The 13371-nt window shown below is 31.9% G+C and carries 14 protein-coding genes and 1 pseudogene; 13 read left to right on the top strand and 2 right to left on the bottom strand.

Features of this window, described 5'->3' with window-relative positions:
* The 5 genes and pseudogenes from rpsF to ligA form a co-directional block, all read left to right on the top strand.
* Positions 1–223 (top strand): annotated as a pseudogene (rpsF, locus tag ACK5ON_RS04330) (30S ribosomal protein S6); the annotation flags it as partial.
* A 2-nt stretch (positions 224–225) separates the two neighbouring features.
* Positions 226–522: a 30S ribosomal protein S18 gene (rpsR, locus tag ACK5ON_RS04325; RefSeq protein ID WP_396174536.1), complete on the top strand. Its 297-nt coding sequence runs from the start codon at positions 226–228 to the stop codon at positions 520–522.
* A 65-nt stretch (positions 523–587) separates the two neighbouring features.
* Entirely contained in the window at positions 588–1031 is a 444-nt protein-coding gene (gene rplI / locus ACK5ON_RS04320; protein ID WP_396174538.1) for a 50S ribosomal protein L9, read from the top strand.
* A 115-nt stretch (positions 1032–1146) separates the two neighbouring features.
* Positions 1147–1620 (top strand): DUF6495 family protein, encoded by a 474-nt coding sequence (locus ACK5ON_RS04315; RefSeq protein ID WP_409820228.1) that lies wholly within the window; start codon positions 1147–1149, stop codon positions 1618–1620.
* Positions 1621–1694: 74 nt separating this feature from the next.
* On the top strand, positions 1695–3695 hold the full coding sequence (gene ligA / locus ACK5ON_RS04310; RefSeq protein ID WP_409820226.1) for an NAD-dependent DNA ligase LigA: 2001 nt from the start codon (positions 1695–1697) through the stop codon (positions 3693–3695).
* Positions 3696–3709: 14 nt separating this feature from the next.
* On the opposite strand, the gene ACK5ON_RS04305 is transcribed toward ligA, so the two are convergent.
* Both ACK5ON_RS04305 and ACK5ON_RS04300 read right to left on the bottom strand, forming a co-directional pair.
* A complete protein-coding gene (locus ACK5ON_RS04305) occupies positions 3710–4624 on the bottom strand; it encodes a bifunctional metallophosphatase/5'-nucleotidase (RefSeq protein ID WP_409820224.1) in 915 nt (304 codons plus the stop codon).
* A 4-nt stretch (positions 4625–4628) separates the two neighbouring features.
* Positions 4629–5405: a 5'-nucleotidase C-terminal domain-containing protein gene (locus ACK5ON_RS04300; RefSeq protein ID WP_409820222.1), complete on the bottom strand. Its 777-nt coding sequence runs from the start codon at positions 5403–5405 to the stop codon at positions 4629–4631.
* 48 nt (positions 5406–5453) lie between these two features.
* Between ACK5ON_RS04300 and ACK5ON_RS04295 the strand changes: the two genes are divergently transcribed.
* From ACK5ON_RS04295 to fabV, 8 genes are all read left to right on the top strand, one after another.
* Positions 5454–5972: a DUF6913 domain-containing protein gene (locus ACK5ON_RS04295; RefSeq protein ID WP_396176362.1), complete on the top strand. Its 519-nt coding sequence runs from the start codon at positions 5454–5456 to the stop codon at positions 5970–5972.
* Position 5973: 1 nt separating this feature from the next.
* A complete protein-coding gene (gene dapA, locus ACK5ON_RS04290; RefSeq protein ID WP_396176364.1) occupies positions 5974–6858 on the top strand; it encodes a 4-hydroxy-tetrahydrodipicolinate synthase in 885 nt (294 codons plus the stop codon).
* 121 nt (positions 6859–6979) lie between these two features.
* Positions 6980–7774 carry an outer membrane protein assembly factor BamD gene (locus ACK5ON_RS04285; protein WP_396176366.1) on the top strand — a complete coding sequence of 265 codons (795 nt, stop codon included), beginning with the start codon at positions 6980–6982 and terminating at the stop codon, positions 7772–7774.
* 9 nt (positions 7775–7783) lie between these two features.
* Entirely contained in the window at positions 7784–8104 is a 321-nt protein-coding gene (locus ACK5ON_RS04280) for a DNA-directed RNA polymerase subunit omega (RefSeq protein ID WP_342696557.1), read from the top strand.
* A 5-nt stretch (positions 8105–8109) separates the two neighbouring features.
* On the top strand, positions 8110–9333 hold the full coding sequence (coaBC, locus tag ACK5ON_RS04275) for a bifunctional phosphopantothenoylcysteine decarboxylase/phosphopantothenate--cysteine ligase CoaBC (protein WP_409820219.1): 1224 nt from the start codon (positions 8110–8112) through the stop codon (positions 9331–9333).
* 85 nt (positions 9334–9418) lie between these two features.
* On the top strand, positions 9419–10306 hold the full coding sequence (locus tag ACK5ON_RS04270; RefSeq protein ID WP_396176370.1) for a DUF4835 family protein: 888 nt from the start codon (positions 9419–9421) through the stop codon (positions 10304–10306).
* A 43-nt stretch (positions 10307–10349) separates the two neighbouring features.
* Positions 10350–12002, top strand: a complete 1653-nt coding sequence (gene recN / locus ACK5ON_RS04265; RefSeq protein WP_409820217.1) for a DNA repair protein RecN — start codon at positions 10350–10352, stop codon at positions 12000–12002.
* Between the two features lie 65 nt (positions 12003–12067).
* Positions 12068–13255, top strand: a complete 1188-nt coding sequence (gene fabV / locus ACK5ON_RS04260; RefSeq protein ID WP_409820215.1) for an enoyl-ACP reductase FabV — start codon at positions 12068–12070, stop codon at positions 13253–13255.
* Positions 13256–13371 lie beyond the last annotated feature (116 nt).

Here is a 13371-nt window from a genome sequence, read left to right as displayed (position 1 = left end):
GGATTGGGGCTTGAAAAAACTAGCTTACGAAATCCAAAACAAGAAAAGTGGTTTTTACCATTTATTCGAATTCCAAGTATCAGGTTAAGCTTTAATTGCTTTTGAAACTGAATTTAGACGTGACGAGAGAGTGATGCGGTTCTTAACTGTAAGTCTAGACAAACATGCAATCTCTTGGGCAGAAAGAAGAAGAACTAAATTAAAAGAATCAAAAGCAAACTAATTATGGCGAATTTACAACAATCAGCTTCAGGAAAAAAAGATGGAGATATTAGATATCTTACACCTTTAAACATTGAAACCAACAAAATTAAAAAGTATTGTCGTTTCAAAAAATCAGGAATCAAATACATTGATTATAAAGATGCCGATTTTTTATTGAAATTCGTGAACGAACAAGGTAAAATTTTACCACGTCGTTTAACAGGAACTTCATTAAAATACCAAAGAAAAGTGTCAGTTGCTGTCAAAAGAGCGCGTCACTTAGCTTTAATGCCATACGTGGCCGATTTATTAAAATAATATAAACTCAGTTTGTTGTCTCGTTGTATTGCAACGAGACTAACTTCTATAATAAGGACAACAACATGGAATTGATCTTAAAACAAGACGTTCAAAATTTAGGATTTAAAGACGATGTAGTAAACGTAAAAAACGGATACGGTCGTAATTTTTTAATCCCACAAGGTTTCGCTTCATTGGCAACGCCGTCTGCAAAAAAAGTTTTAGCTGAAAATTTAAAACAAAGAGCGCACAAAGAAGCTAAAATAGTAAACGATGCAAAAGCATTGGGTGAAGCTATCAAAGCTATCGAAATTAAAATTACAGCAAAAGCTGGTGGTGAAAAATTATTCGGTTCTATTTCAAACATTGATATTGCTGCTGCTTTAGAAGCTGCTGGTCAAACTGTTGATAGAAAATTTATTACAAGCGGTGTTGTAAAACGTACAGGTAAATATACGGCATCTGTGAGACTTCACAGAGATGTAGTGGTTGAATTACCTTATGAAATTGTTGCTGAACAAGCATAATTTTATTATTCATAAAATTAAATCCCGTCTCGTTCCAAAAAACGAAATCGGGATTTTTTTTTGAAAACTACCTACTTCCAACTTCCCACTTCCCACTTCTAACTTCTAACTTCCTATGAAATACAAAAGATTAACCAGAGAACAATTTGAAGCATTGCACAAGGAGTTTTCAAATTTTCTAGCCACGCAATCAATCGATAAAGCCGAATGGGATTCCATTAAAGCAAATAAACCAGAAGTTGCCGACCAAGAACTCGATGTTTTCTCTGATTTAATTTGGGAAGGTGTTTTAACTAATGCTCATTATTTAGAACATTTTTCTAAAAACCATATTTTTCTTTTTCATTGTCAGGAAAAATTAATTCAGTCGATTGTTTTGAAAGCTTTGGAAACACAAGTTGATTTTATGCAAAAAGAAGGATTACAATGGTTGAGTGATAACATGTTTACCGATACTGTGGAAATTCATATAGGTAAAAAAGAGTATCAAATCGAACGAAATATGGCAATTTTTGATTTGATTACCGAAGGAGCCATTTTGAGTGACGGTCAATTATACCTGCAAATTAATGGAATAATTCAATCGTAAAGTATAACTCTTTTATTTCAAAAATATTGGCTATTTTAGTGCTCACAATTTGCAACTAGTATAGCCAATTTTTTATGGATGTTAAAAAAACAATTCAAGATTTACGAGAAGAACTCAATCAACACAATCATAACTATTATGTGTTAGATAGTCCAACGATATCTGATTTTGAATTTGACCAAAAACTAAAACAACTTCAGGAATTAGAAAATCAGCATCCAGAATTATTTGATGAAAATTCTCCCACGCAAAGAGTAGGCGGAACGATTACTAAAAATTTCCATACGGTTGTTCACGATTACCGCATGTATTCTTTGGATAATTCCTATTCCAAAGAAGATTTAATCGATTGGGAAACCAGAATTCAAAAAGTGCTTGGCAATGTTCCGTTGCAATATACTTGTGAATTAAAATATGATGGCGCTTCTATTTCTATTACTTACGAAAACGGAACTTTAAAACGAGCAGTTACACGTGGCGACGGATTTCAGGGCGATGATGTGACGAATAATATTAAAACCATAAAATCTATTCCGTTGCAACTTAAAGGGACTTATCCTTCAAGGTTTGATATTCGAGGCGAAATAATTCTTCCGTTTGAAGGTTTTGAAAAGATGAATCAGGAACTCTTAGAAATTGGTGAAACTCCCTATTCCAATCCAAGAAACACTGCCTCAGGAAGTTTGAAATTACAAGATAGTTCAGAAGTTGCAAAAAGACCATTAGAGTGTTTACTCTATTTTATAGTTGGTAACAATCTCAATATTGAAACTCAGTTTGAAAGTTTGCAAGCTGCTAGAAACTGGGGCTTTAAAGTGCCGAAACAAGCAAAGCTAGCGCATTCTATTGAAGAAGTTTTTGATTTTATCAATTATTGGGATACACATCGGCATGATTTGCCTTATGAAACCGATGGTGTAGTCATCAAGGTGAATAGTTTTCAGCATCAAGATGAATTGGGTTATACGGCCAAATCTCCACGTTGGGCAATGGCTTATAAATTTAAAGCGGAACAAGTTGCAACAAAATTAATTTCTATTTCCTATCAAGTGGGACGAACAGGTTCGATAACTCCGGTGGCAAATTTGCAACCCGTTCAGTTGGCAGGAACTATAGTAAAAAGGGCTTCTTTGCACAATGCCGATCAAATAGAAAAATTGGATATTCGAATTGGCGACACTGTTTTTGTAGAAAAAGGAGGCGAAATTATTCCTAAAATTATTGGTGTTGATTTTTCAAAAAGAAGCTCAGTTTCACAACCAACACAATATATTTCAAATTGCCCAGAATGTCATTCCGAATTAATTAGAACCGAAGGAGAAGCCAATCACTATTGTCCAAATTTTTATGGATGTCCACCTCAAATAATAGGCAGAATTCAACATTTTATTTCTCGTAAAGCCATGGATATTGAAGGACTTGGTGGCGAAACTGTGGCGTTGCTTTTCAATAACGGTTTGTTAAAAGATTATGCCGATTTATATGAATTAACGGTTGAACAAATTTTGCCATTGGAACGAATGGCTCAAAAATCGGCTGAAAATTTAATTAATGGAGTTCAAAAATCCAAGGAAGTTCCGTTTGAAAGGGTTTTGTATGCTATTGGTATTCGCTATGTTGGCGAAACGGTTGCTAAGAAACTAGCAAAACACTACAAAACCATCGATGCTATTCAAAATGCATCGCTGTTGGATTTAATTTTGGTAGACGAAATTGGTGAGAAGATTGCCCAAAGTGTTATTGAGTTTTTTGAAAATGAAGAAAACATCAAAATTATAGAGCGTTTGAAACAATTTGGAGTTCAATTGGAATTGGTCGAAAAATTCAATCCAAATGCTACCAACAAACTATCAGGGAAAACCTTTGTCGTTTCGGGTGTTTTTGAAAAATTTTCTCGAGATGATTTGAAAAAAGCGATAGAAGATAATGGTGGTAAGGTAGGAAGTTCCATTTCTGCCAAGACAGATTATGTTGTAGCGGGAGAAAACATGGGACCAGCCAAATTAGAAAAAGCCAATCAATTGAAAATTCCCATTATCAGCGAACTTGATTTTTTAAATATGTTATCCAATTGAATTACTATATTTTATTAAACAACTATCGATTTTCCTAAATGTTTTTTAGAAGCATCATTATCAAAATAAAAATCAATTCGACCAAGATTTATTCCATAACAACCTACTTGATTTACTAGAACATCCTTACCAGCTGAATTTTTTAAAACGGTTGGTTTGTCTAAGAAAGTATGAGTATGACCACCAATTATCAAATCTATATCTTTTGTTAAACCGGCTAATTTAAAATCACAAATCTTATTGGGTTCCTCTTTATATTTATACCCAATATGTGAAAGACAAATCACCAAGTCGCATTTGTGTTCGTGCTTTAAAATCCTTGACATGTCTTGTGCAACTTCCAATGGGCTATTATATATAGTTTCTTTATAGCTTTTCTTATCAACTAAACCATCTAATCTAATACCAAGTCCAAAAACTCCAACTTTAATGCCATTTTTATCAAGGATTTTATAAGGTTTTACATAACCATCCATTATGGTATTTTTGAAATCATAATTAGCAGAAACAAACTCAAATTCTGCATTCGGTAATTGCTTGTATAAACCTTCAATTCCGTTATCAAAATCATGATTGCCAATAGTAGCCAAATCATATTTCATCATGCTCATCAGCTTGAATTCCAATTCACCACCATAATAATTGAAATAGGGTGTTCCCTGAAAAATATCACCAGCATCTAATAATAGTACATTAGGATTTTCATTTCGAATGCTTTCAATTAATGCGGCTCTTCTTGCAACACCTCCCATATTCGGACTCTTAGGATGCGTCGGTGGGAAAGGATCAATATAACTATGAACATCATTGGTGTGAAGTACAGTTAGATGTTTTGTTTCTAAAGTGTTAAAACTACTTAATGACAATCCGCCAAGTCCTAAAAATGTTGAGCTTGCCACTGTTTTATGAATAAAATCTCTTCTTTCCATAGTACTATTCTTTTGTGATTCTATTATCTTTTTTTACCACTATTATTTTATTTTCTTTAAAATAATCTATGATAATATTGCGTAGTTTGTAATCTAAATCAAATTTCCGAATTCCTTTTTTAAAAAAAAGCATATTGTCATTGCCAAAAGACAAATAATCAGAAGTGGCTACATAATATATTTTATTTATGTCCAGAGGAATTTTATTTACTAAAATAGCAATTGGCTGGTTGTTTTTGTCAATTGTAAAAGTCATTCCTTTCAATGGATGCGGTTTTTTTTCAGAAATAATATAATTGGCTATTTCTAAAACTTGCTCACCTTTTAAAGCAATGACAACAGCAGTATTTTCAAACGGCATAATTTCATAAGCTGTTCGGGCTGTTATATCGCCTTTTGGAATTATGTTACGTATTCCTCCGTGATTTAACAAACAAATATCAATGGATTTTTTCTCGCGCATGTGAAACACTTTATCCGATTTTTCGAAAGTAATATCAGCTAAAAAGTTACCCATAGGCGTTTGCCATTCACCCGATTTGTCAATAGTTTCTGGAGCATAGGATAAAACTGCGTTTAAATCAGCATCAATTTTTTCTCGATATGGTTTTATAATGTTTTCTATTTGAGCAACATCGCCATTTTTATTGGTGATGCCAATTTCCTTTCCTTCAATTCGGGTTACATAATACTTTTTATCGGCACAGGATATAACTAATTGAAATGTTAATAATAAAACAATTTGTTTCAATACAACGTTATTGTTTTTTAGTTTTGCCATCGGTTTTGATACTAATTTCAGTAAATTTGCTAATCAAGTAAAAGTAGTATGTTTTTAAATTACTTAAAGGATTTTTCAACAAAAAAAATAGTTAAAAATAGCTTATCAAATGTTAAGCATTTATCGTCAGATAGTATAATTAAAACGGTTGGGATTATTTTTGATGAATCCTACTTTTATGAACGAGAATCCTTAGTCAATGAATTAATCAAAAATGGAATTGATGAATGTAATATCAAGATTTTAGTTTACAAGGATAAAATCAAAAAAAATGAAGTCTTTGATTATCCCGTTTTTAGCCATAAGGATTTGAGTTGGACAGGAACTTTAGATAAAAAAGAAGTTAAAGATTTTATTAAGGAACCGTTTGATTTGTTAATTAATTATTATGATACAGAAAAGGTAGCGCTTTTATTAGTTTCACATCTTTCTAAAGCTAGTTTTAAAGTGGGATTTGCTACAGTAGATAAGAGATTAAATCACTTTATGATTAATACAAATGCAGAAAATTATAAAGTTTTTGTTGAAGAACTATTCAAATATTTAAAAATTCTAAATAAAATATAAAATGCAGTCATTAATAGGAACAGGAGTTGCGCTGATTACGCCATTCAAAAAAGATTATTCTGTAGATGTTGATGCTCTAAAAGCTATCGTGAATTTTCAAATAGACAATGGAATAGATTATTTAGTAGTTCTTGGTACCACAGCAGAAACGGCAACATTATCTAAAGTTGAAAAAGAATTAGTAATAAAAACTATTGTGGTTGCTAATGACAAAAGATTACCATTAGTTTTAGGCGTTGGAAGTAACAATACACAAGAAGTTATTGAGGAATTAAATACAAGAGATTTATCCGATTTCGTAGCTATTTTATCGGTTTCTCCTTATTATAATAAGCCAACACAAGAAGGAATTTACCAACATTTCAAAGCCATTGCAGAAGTTTCACCTATACCTATTATTTTATATAATGTTCCAGGAAGAACCTCAAGTAATGTTTTGCCTTCCACAATTCTAAGATTGGCAAATGACTTTAAAAATATTGTGGCAGTGAAAGAAGCGGCAGGCGATATTGTTCAGGCGATGAAATTAATTCAAAATGCTCCTAAGAATTTCTTGGTAATTTCAGGTGATGATATGATTACTTTGCCTATGGTTTTAGCTGGTGGTTCGGGTGTAATTTCAGTAATTGCAGAAGGTTTTCCAAAGCAATTTTCAGAAATGGTACATTTGGGTTTAAATAAAAGAGTAGAAGAAGCTTATAAGTTACACTATCTTTTAGCAGATTCAATCGATATGATTTTTGAACAAGGAAATCCAGCTGGTATTAAAGAAGTATTTAAATCATTGGGGTTAGCTGAAAATACTGTTCGTTTACCATTAGTAAATGTTGATGAAGATTTAGCAAAACGTTTGCATAATTTTACTAATAAAATCGCTGCTATGTAAAATTTTTGAACATTAAAAATAATATTTTGTAATCCACAATTAATAACTAAATTTGCTCCCTAAACTTTGGGAGGGATTTAAACGCTAAAATGTGTTTAAAATCAACTCATTCAATAACAAAATGAAGAACGTTTTATATTTATTTGTCTTAGTTATACTTATTTCGTCTTGTAGCGATTTTCAAAAAGCGTTGAAATCAGAAGATGTTTCTGTTAAGTTTATTGAAGCAACCAAAATGTATGAAGCAAAAAAGTATGCTAAAGCATTACGACTATTTGATCAAATTGCACCAGCATACAAAGGTAAACCTCAGGCAGAAAGGATGTTTTATATGTATGCTCAATCGTTATATAAAACGGAACAATATTATTTAGCGGGTTATCAATTTGAAAGTTTTGTTTCCAGTTATCCTAAAAGTGAAAAAGTTGAGGAATCTGCTTTTTTAGGAGCAAAATGTTTTTCAGAATTATCTCCAGTGTATACTTTAGATCAAACTGATACCTACAAAGCGATAGATAAACTTCAAAATTTTATTGATATATATCCTGAATCTACTAATGTTGCTGAAGCAAATCTTTTGGTCAAGGAGTTAAGAGAAAAGTTAGAATTAAAGGCATATGAAAATGCAAAAACATACAACAATATTTCAGATTATAAAGCTGCCATGGTCGCTTTTGATAATTTTATTATAAATTTCCCAGGCACACCCTATAAAGAGAAAGCACTATTTTACAAATTAGATTCTGCTTATAATTTAGCAATTAATAGTATTCCAATGAAAATGGAAGAAAGATTGATTTCTGCAAAAGCTGCCTATACGGGATTTGTAAAATACTACAATAATTCAGAATACAAACCAAAAGCTGACGAGATGTTAGCTAGAATTGAAAACGATTTAAAACAATTTTCTAAATAAATAAAAGTCATGGATTTAAAGAAGACAAATGCACCAGTAAACACAATTACTTACAACAAAACTGCAATTGAGGAGCGCACAGGAAATGTTTACGAGGCAATTACAATAATGGCTAAAAGAGCAAATCAAATCAATTCAGAAATAAAAAAAGAATTGACTGAAAAATTAGAAGAATTTGCTACATACAATGATTCGCTTGAAGAAATCTTTGAAAACAAAGAACAAATTGAAGTTTCTAAATACTACGAAAAATTGCCAAAACCGCATGCATTAGCTGTTCAAGAATGGCTAGATGATAAAATTTACTATAGAGATACAACAAAAGACTAATAAAGATGTCTGTATTAAGCGGTAAAAAAATACTACTCGGAATTTCAGGAGGAATTGCTGCTTATAAAACTGCCTCATTAGTTAGATTATTTATAAAAGCAGGTGCCCATGTCCAAGTGATTATGACACCTGCTTCTAAGGATTTTGTAACACCGTTAACGTTATCAACACTTTCTAAAAATCCGGTACATTCTACTTTTTTTAATGAAGAAGATGAGGATGCACAATGGAATAATCATGTTGAACTCGGACTTTGGGCTGATTTGATGGTAATTGCACCAGCAACTGCCAATACGTTGTCAAAAATGGTGAATGGCAATTGTGACAACCTTTTGATTGCTACCTATTTATCGGCGAAATGTCCTGTATATTTCGCTCCAGCAATGGATTTGGATATGTATAAACATCCTTCAACTATTGCAAGTTTCCATGCGTTAAAACAATTTGGAAACACAATTATCCCTGCTGAATCAGGAGAGTTAGCTAGCGGATTATCAGGTGAAGGAAGAATGGCAGAACCTGAAAATATCATTGTTTTTTTGGAAAATGATTTGGAAAGTAAACTGCCTTTAAAAGGAAAAAAAATCCTCATTACCGCTGGGCCAACTTATGAAGCCATTGATCCTGTTCGGTTTATTGGTAATTATTCTTCAGGCAAAATGGGGTTTGATATTGCGGAAAGTGCTTCAAAATTAGGTGCAACTGTTATTTTAATTTCTGGTCCAACACATTTAAACTGTTCAAATTCGAGTATAAATTTGCTACGAGTTACTTCGGCTCAAGAAATGTATGATGCTTGCTTAGCCCATTTTAGCGAAGTAGATGTTGCCATTTGTGCTGCTGCGGTTGCAGATTATAAACCAAAGACTATTGCATCACAAAAAATAAAAAAATCGGAGACTGAATTTATTATTGAGCTTGAAAAAACTAAAGATATTTTAGCTTCATTGGGTAAAATAAAAGAAAAACAATTTTTAATTGGCTTTGCATTGGAAACCGAAAATGAAATTGAAAATGCCAAGTTGAAAATTCAGAAAAAAAACTTAGATTTGATTGTTTTAAATTCGCTTCAGGATAAAGGTGCTGGTTTTGGAAATCCAACTAATAAAATTACTTTTATAGATAAAGACTTTATTATTGAACCTATGTCTTTAAAACCGAAAGAACAAGTAGCAAATGATATTATGGACAAAGTAATTTCACATTATGAAATCGCCTTCAACAAGTAGTTTGCGTAAGCAAACACCAATGAAGATTGAGCGATTACTCCCGATAGCTATCGGGAGACCTTAAATGATCAAATATTATCTACATATGAAAAATATAGTTAGTTTTCTTTTTTTATTTCTTGTTGCTGTAACTCAAGCACAACAATTAAACTGTACAGTTCAAGTCAATACTGAAAAATTAGCAAGTACAAATGATCAAATTTTCAAAACTTTGGAAAAAGCAATTAATGAGTTTGTGAATAAAACTGACTGGACAGGAGATGTTTATAAACAAAATGAGAAGATAAATTGCTCCATGGTTATTATTGTAAACAGCTATGCTTCAAACCAATTTACTGCATCTATTCAAGTGCAATCTACTAGACCTATTTTCAACTCAACTTATGCTTCTCCTGTTTTTAATTATAATGATAAGGATTTTAATTTTAGTTATGTTGAATTTCAAAATTTATTTTTTAATCCATCAAACTATGACAGCAATTTATTATCTGTGTTAGCATTTTACAGTTATATGATTATTGGATTTGATGCTGATACTTACACACTTAATGGAGGAACGAATTATTTTCAAACAGCTAATGAGATTTTAACTGTGGCACAGCAAGGCGGATTTAAGGGTTGGAGTCAGGCAGATGGTAATCAAAACCGATATTTTTTGATTACAGATTTACTCTCGGGAACTTTTGACGCATTTAGACAATCTATGTATGTATATCATAGAGAAGGATTGGATAATATGAATTCCGATTTGGAAGCATCAAAAATTAAAGTTGTAGATTCAATTGATGTACTAGCGAGTATATATTCTGTTAGGCCAAATGCTTTTTTAACAAGAGTGTTTTTTGATGCTAAGTCTGAAGAAATAATCTCGATATTATCTGGTGGACCAAAAATAGCTTTAACTAAAACTGTAGATACTTTAAATAAAATTTCGCCTCTTAATTCGAGTAAATGGGCAACAATTAAGCTTTAATAATTACATTTACCTTACTTAAATTTTACTTCATTTCCTGGATATGATTATTTCGCTTTCTATTGAAAATTTTGCCTTGATAGAAAAATTAGATGTTAATTTTTCTAATGGTTTTACAATAATCACTGGCGAAACAGGTGCAGGAAAGTCAATACTCCTTGGAGCACTAGGATTAGTTCTTGGTAAAAGAGCCGATTTGTCTTCACTCAAAAACAAGGAAGAAAAATGTATTATTGAAGCCATTTTTTCGATTGGAAAATATGATTTACATTCTTTTTTTGAAGAAAATGAATTAGATTATGAGCAGGAGACCATTATTAGAAGAGAGATTCTACCTTCGGGAAAATCGAGAGCATTTGTAAATGATAGTCCTGTCAATCTTCAACAACTTCAAGATTTAAGTTTTTATTTAATAGATGTTCATTCACAACACCAAACGTTAGAATTATCGGAAGAAGATTTTCAATTTAAGATTATCGACTCAATTGCAAGTAATCAACAATTAGTATCTGAATTTCAATTTATTTTAAAACAGTATAAGTCGGCTAAATCAAATTTAGACACAAAAAAATCCAATTTTTCACTCATTTTAAAAGAGAAAGATTATAATGAATTTTTGTATCAAGAATTACTTGCTGCTAATTTAAAATCGGGAGAATTAGAAGAATTAGAAAAAACATACGAAGCACTCAATAACGTAGAATTTATAAAAGAAAACCTAGACAAACTCTTGGTTTTAGCCAATGAAGATGAATTTGGATTGTTGAAAAATTTGAAGGAATTCAAAACCATACTTCAAAAAAATATAAATTTTTCTGCTGAATACGAGTCACTTTTTGAAAGAGCTAATAGTATTGTAATTGAGTTTGATGATATTGTAAAAGAGTTGAATCGGGAGTCAGAATTGGTTTTTAACGATCCAGAAAAATTGGAAATTATTAATCAAAAACTGCAACTAATTTATACTTTACAAAAGAAACATCAAGTTGTAACAGTGGATGAGTTATTAGAAATTCAAAATCAATTAGAAGATAAAGTTGTTTCAATTACTTCTCTAGAAGATGAAATTGTTGCTCTTGAAATAGAAATTAAGGATTTTGAAATTCAATTGGATGAAATAGCAAAAAAAATAAGTTTCAGTAGGAGCGAAGCCATACCCAATTTAAGTGACAAGTTAATCTTTATTTTAAATCAATTAGGCATGCCTAACGTAAGATTGAAAATTGAAATTATTCCATCGAACTACTACAATCACAATGGAAAAGATTCTTTACAATTTTTATTTTCTGCCAATAAAGGAACCGATTTTGGATTATTAAAAAAAGTAGCTTCTGGTGGAGAAATGTCCAGAATAATGCTTGCCGTAAAATCTATTTTATCCCATTATTCAAAATTACCTACTATTATTTTTGATGAAATTGACACTGGAGTTTCTGGTGAAATAGCCAATAAAATGGGAGTAATAATGAAAGAAATGAGTACAACAATGCAAGTATTTGCCATCACACATTTGCCACAAATTGCTGCCAAAGGAAGCAATCATTACAAAGTTTTCAAAACTGTTTTGGGCGATAATACTGTTTCCGAATTGAAATTATTGACAAACGACGAAAGAATTAATGAAATTGCCGAAATGCTTTCAGGAAAAGATATTTCCGATTCGGCACTCAATCATGCCAAAGCATTACTCAATTAAACAATTTAATTTATATTTTTGTTTTAACGTAACTAAGAATTTATACAACCTAATTTATATAGAAAATGATTATAGAACCAAGAATGCGTGGATTTATTTGTTTAACAGCTCATCCAGATGGTTGTGCTCAAAATGTCAAAAATCAAATAGCGTTTGTAAAATCAAAAGGCAAAATTGATGGTGCCAAAAAAGTCTTAGTTATCGGTGCTTCAACTGGCTTTGGATTAGCTTCAAGAATTACAAGCGCATTCGGTTCAGGAGCAGGAACGATTGGGGTTTTCTTTGAAAAGCCGCCATCGGAAGGCAAAACCGCCACACCAGGTTGGTACAATTCGGCTGCTTTTGAAACAGAAGCACAAAAAGCAGGTTTGTATGCCAAAAGTATTAATGGCGATGCGTTTTCCAACGAAGTTAAACAACAAACCATCGAATTAATTAAAGCCGATTTAGGTCAGGTAGATATGGTAATATACAGTTTAGCTTCTCCGGTAAGGATGCACCCCACAACGGGTATTTTACATCGTTCGGTATTAAAACCAATTGGTCAAACTTTTTCAAATAAAACGGTTGATTTTCATACTGGGGTTGTTTCTCAAGTTACCATTGAGCCAGCAAACCAAGAAGATATCGATAATACTGTGGTAGTAATGGGAGGCGAAGATTGGGCTATGTGGATTGACGCATTAAAAAGTGCAGGAGTTTTGGCCAATGGCGCAACAACAATAGCGTATTCTTACATTGGTCCAGAAGTGACTGAAGCCGTTTACAGAAAAGGAACTATCGGTCGCGCTAAAGACGACTTAGAAGCAACCGCTTTTAAAATTAGAGATAGTCTAAAATCAATTAATGGAAAAGCGTATGTTTCTGTAAACAAAGCTCTAGTAACTCAAGCCAGTTCGGCTATTCCGGTAATTCCATTGTATATTTCATTACTGTATAAAATAATGAAAGCAGAAGGGATTCATGAAGGATGTATTGAGCAAATCCAACGACTATTTGAACAACGGCTTTACACTGGAAAAGAAATTCCTACTGATGAAAAAGGAAGAATAAGAATTGATGATTGGGAAATGCGAGACGATGTTCAAGAAAGGATAAAAACGTTATGGGAAAAAGCTACTTCTGAAAATCTGACTGAAATTGGAGATTTAGCAGGGTACAAACAAGATTTTCTAAATCTTTTTGGCTTTGGTTTTGAGGGAGTTGATTATACAGCTGAAGCCAACGAAATGATTTTAGTTCCAAGTATTTAAATGAATGTTATAATTTAAAATAAAAAAAATCTGCTAATTATATTTGCGGATTTTTGAATTATGAGTATATTTATACCAATTAACTTTTATAACTTAAAAATGATGAAAAAAATTAC

Source organism: Flavobacterium sp., from assembly GCF_046317795.1.
GTDB lineage: Bacteria > Bacteroidota > Bacteroidia > Flavobacteriales > Flavobacteriaceae > Flavobacterium.
This window is presented reverse-complemented; position numbering and strand designations above follow the sequence as displayed.

Excerpts from the sequence above, each read along its gene's own strand:
- rpsR (WP_396174536.1), top strand. The coding sequence starts at position 226 with ATGGCGAATTTACAACAATCAGCTTCAGGAAAAAAAGATGGAGATATT.
- rplI (WP_396174538.1), top strand. The coding sequence starts at position 588 with ATGGAATTGATCTTAAAACAAGACGTTCAAAATTTAGGATTTAAAGAC.
- ACK5ON_RS04315 (WP_409820228.1), top strand. The coding sequence starts at position 1,147 with ATGAAATACAAAAGATTAACCAGAGAACAATTTGAAGCATTGCACAAG.
- ligA (WP_409820226.1), top strand. The coding sequence starts at position 1,695 with ATGGATGTTAAAAAAACAATTCAAGATTTACGAGAAGAACTCAATCAA.
- ACK5ON_RS04305 (WP_409820224.1), bottom strand. The coding sequence starts at position 4,624 with ATGGAAAGAAGAGATTTTATTCATAAAACAGTGGCAAGCTCAACATTT.
- ACK5ON_RS04300 (WP_409820222.1), bottom strand. The coding sequence starts at position 5,405 with ATGGCAAAACTAAAAAACAATAACGTTGTATTGAAACAAATTGTTTTA.
- ACK5ON_RS04295 (WP_396176362.1), top strand. The coding sequence starts at position 5,454 with ATGTTTTTAAATTACTTAAAGGATTTTTCAACAAAAAAAATAGTTAAA.
- dapA (WP_396176364.1), top strand. The coding sequence starts at position 5,974 with ATGCAGTCATTAATAGGAACAGGAGTTGCGCTGATTACGCCATTCAAA.
- ACK5ON_RS04285 (WP_396176366.1), top strand. The coding sequence starts at position 6,980 with ATGAAGAACGTTTTATATTTATTTGTCTTAGTTATACTTATTTCGTCT.
- ACK5ON_RS04280 (WP_342696557.1), top strand. The coding sequence starts at position 7,784 with ATGGATTTAAAGAAGACAAATGCACCAGTAAACACAATTACTTACAAC.
- coaBC (WP_409820219.1), top strand. The coding sequence starts at position 8,110 with ATGTCTGTATTAAGCGGTAAAAAAATACTACTCGGAATTTCAGGAGGA.
- ACK5ON_RS04270 (WP_396176370.1), top strand. The coding sequence starts at position 9,419 with ATGAAAAATATAGTTAGTTTTCTTTTTTTATTTCTTGTTGCTGTAACT.
- recN (WP_409820217.1), top strand. The coding sequence starts at position 10,350 with ATGATTATTTCGCTTTCTATTGAAAATTTTGCCTTGATAGAAAAATTA.
- fabV (WP_409820215.1), top strand. The coding sequence starts at position 12,068 with ATGATTATAGAACCAAGAATGCGTGGATTTATTTGTTTAACAGCTCAT.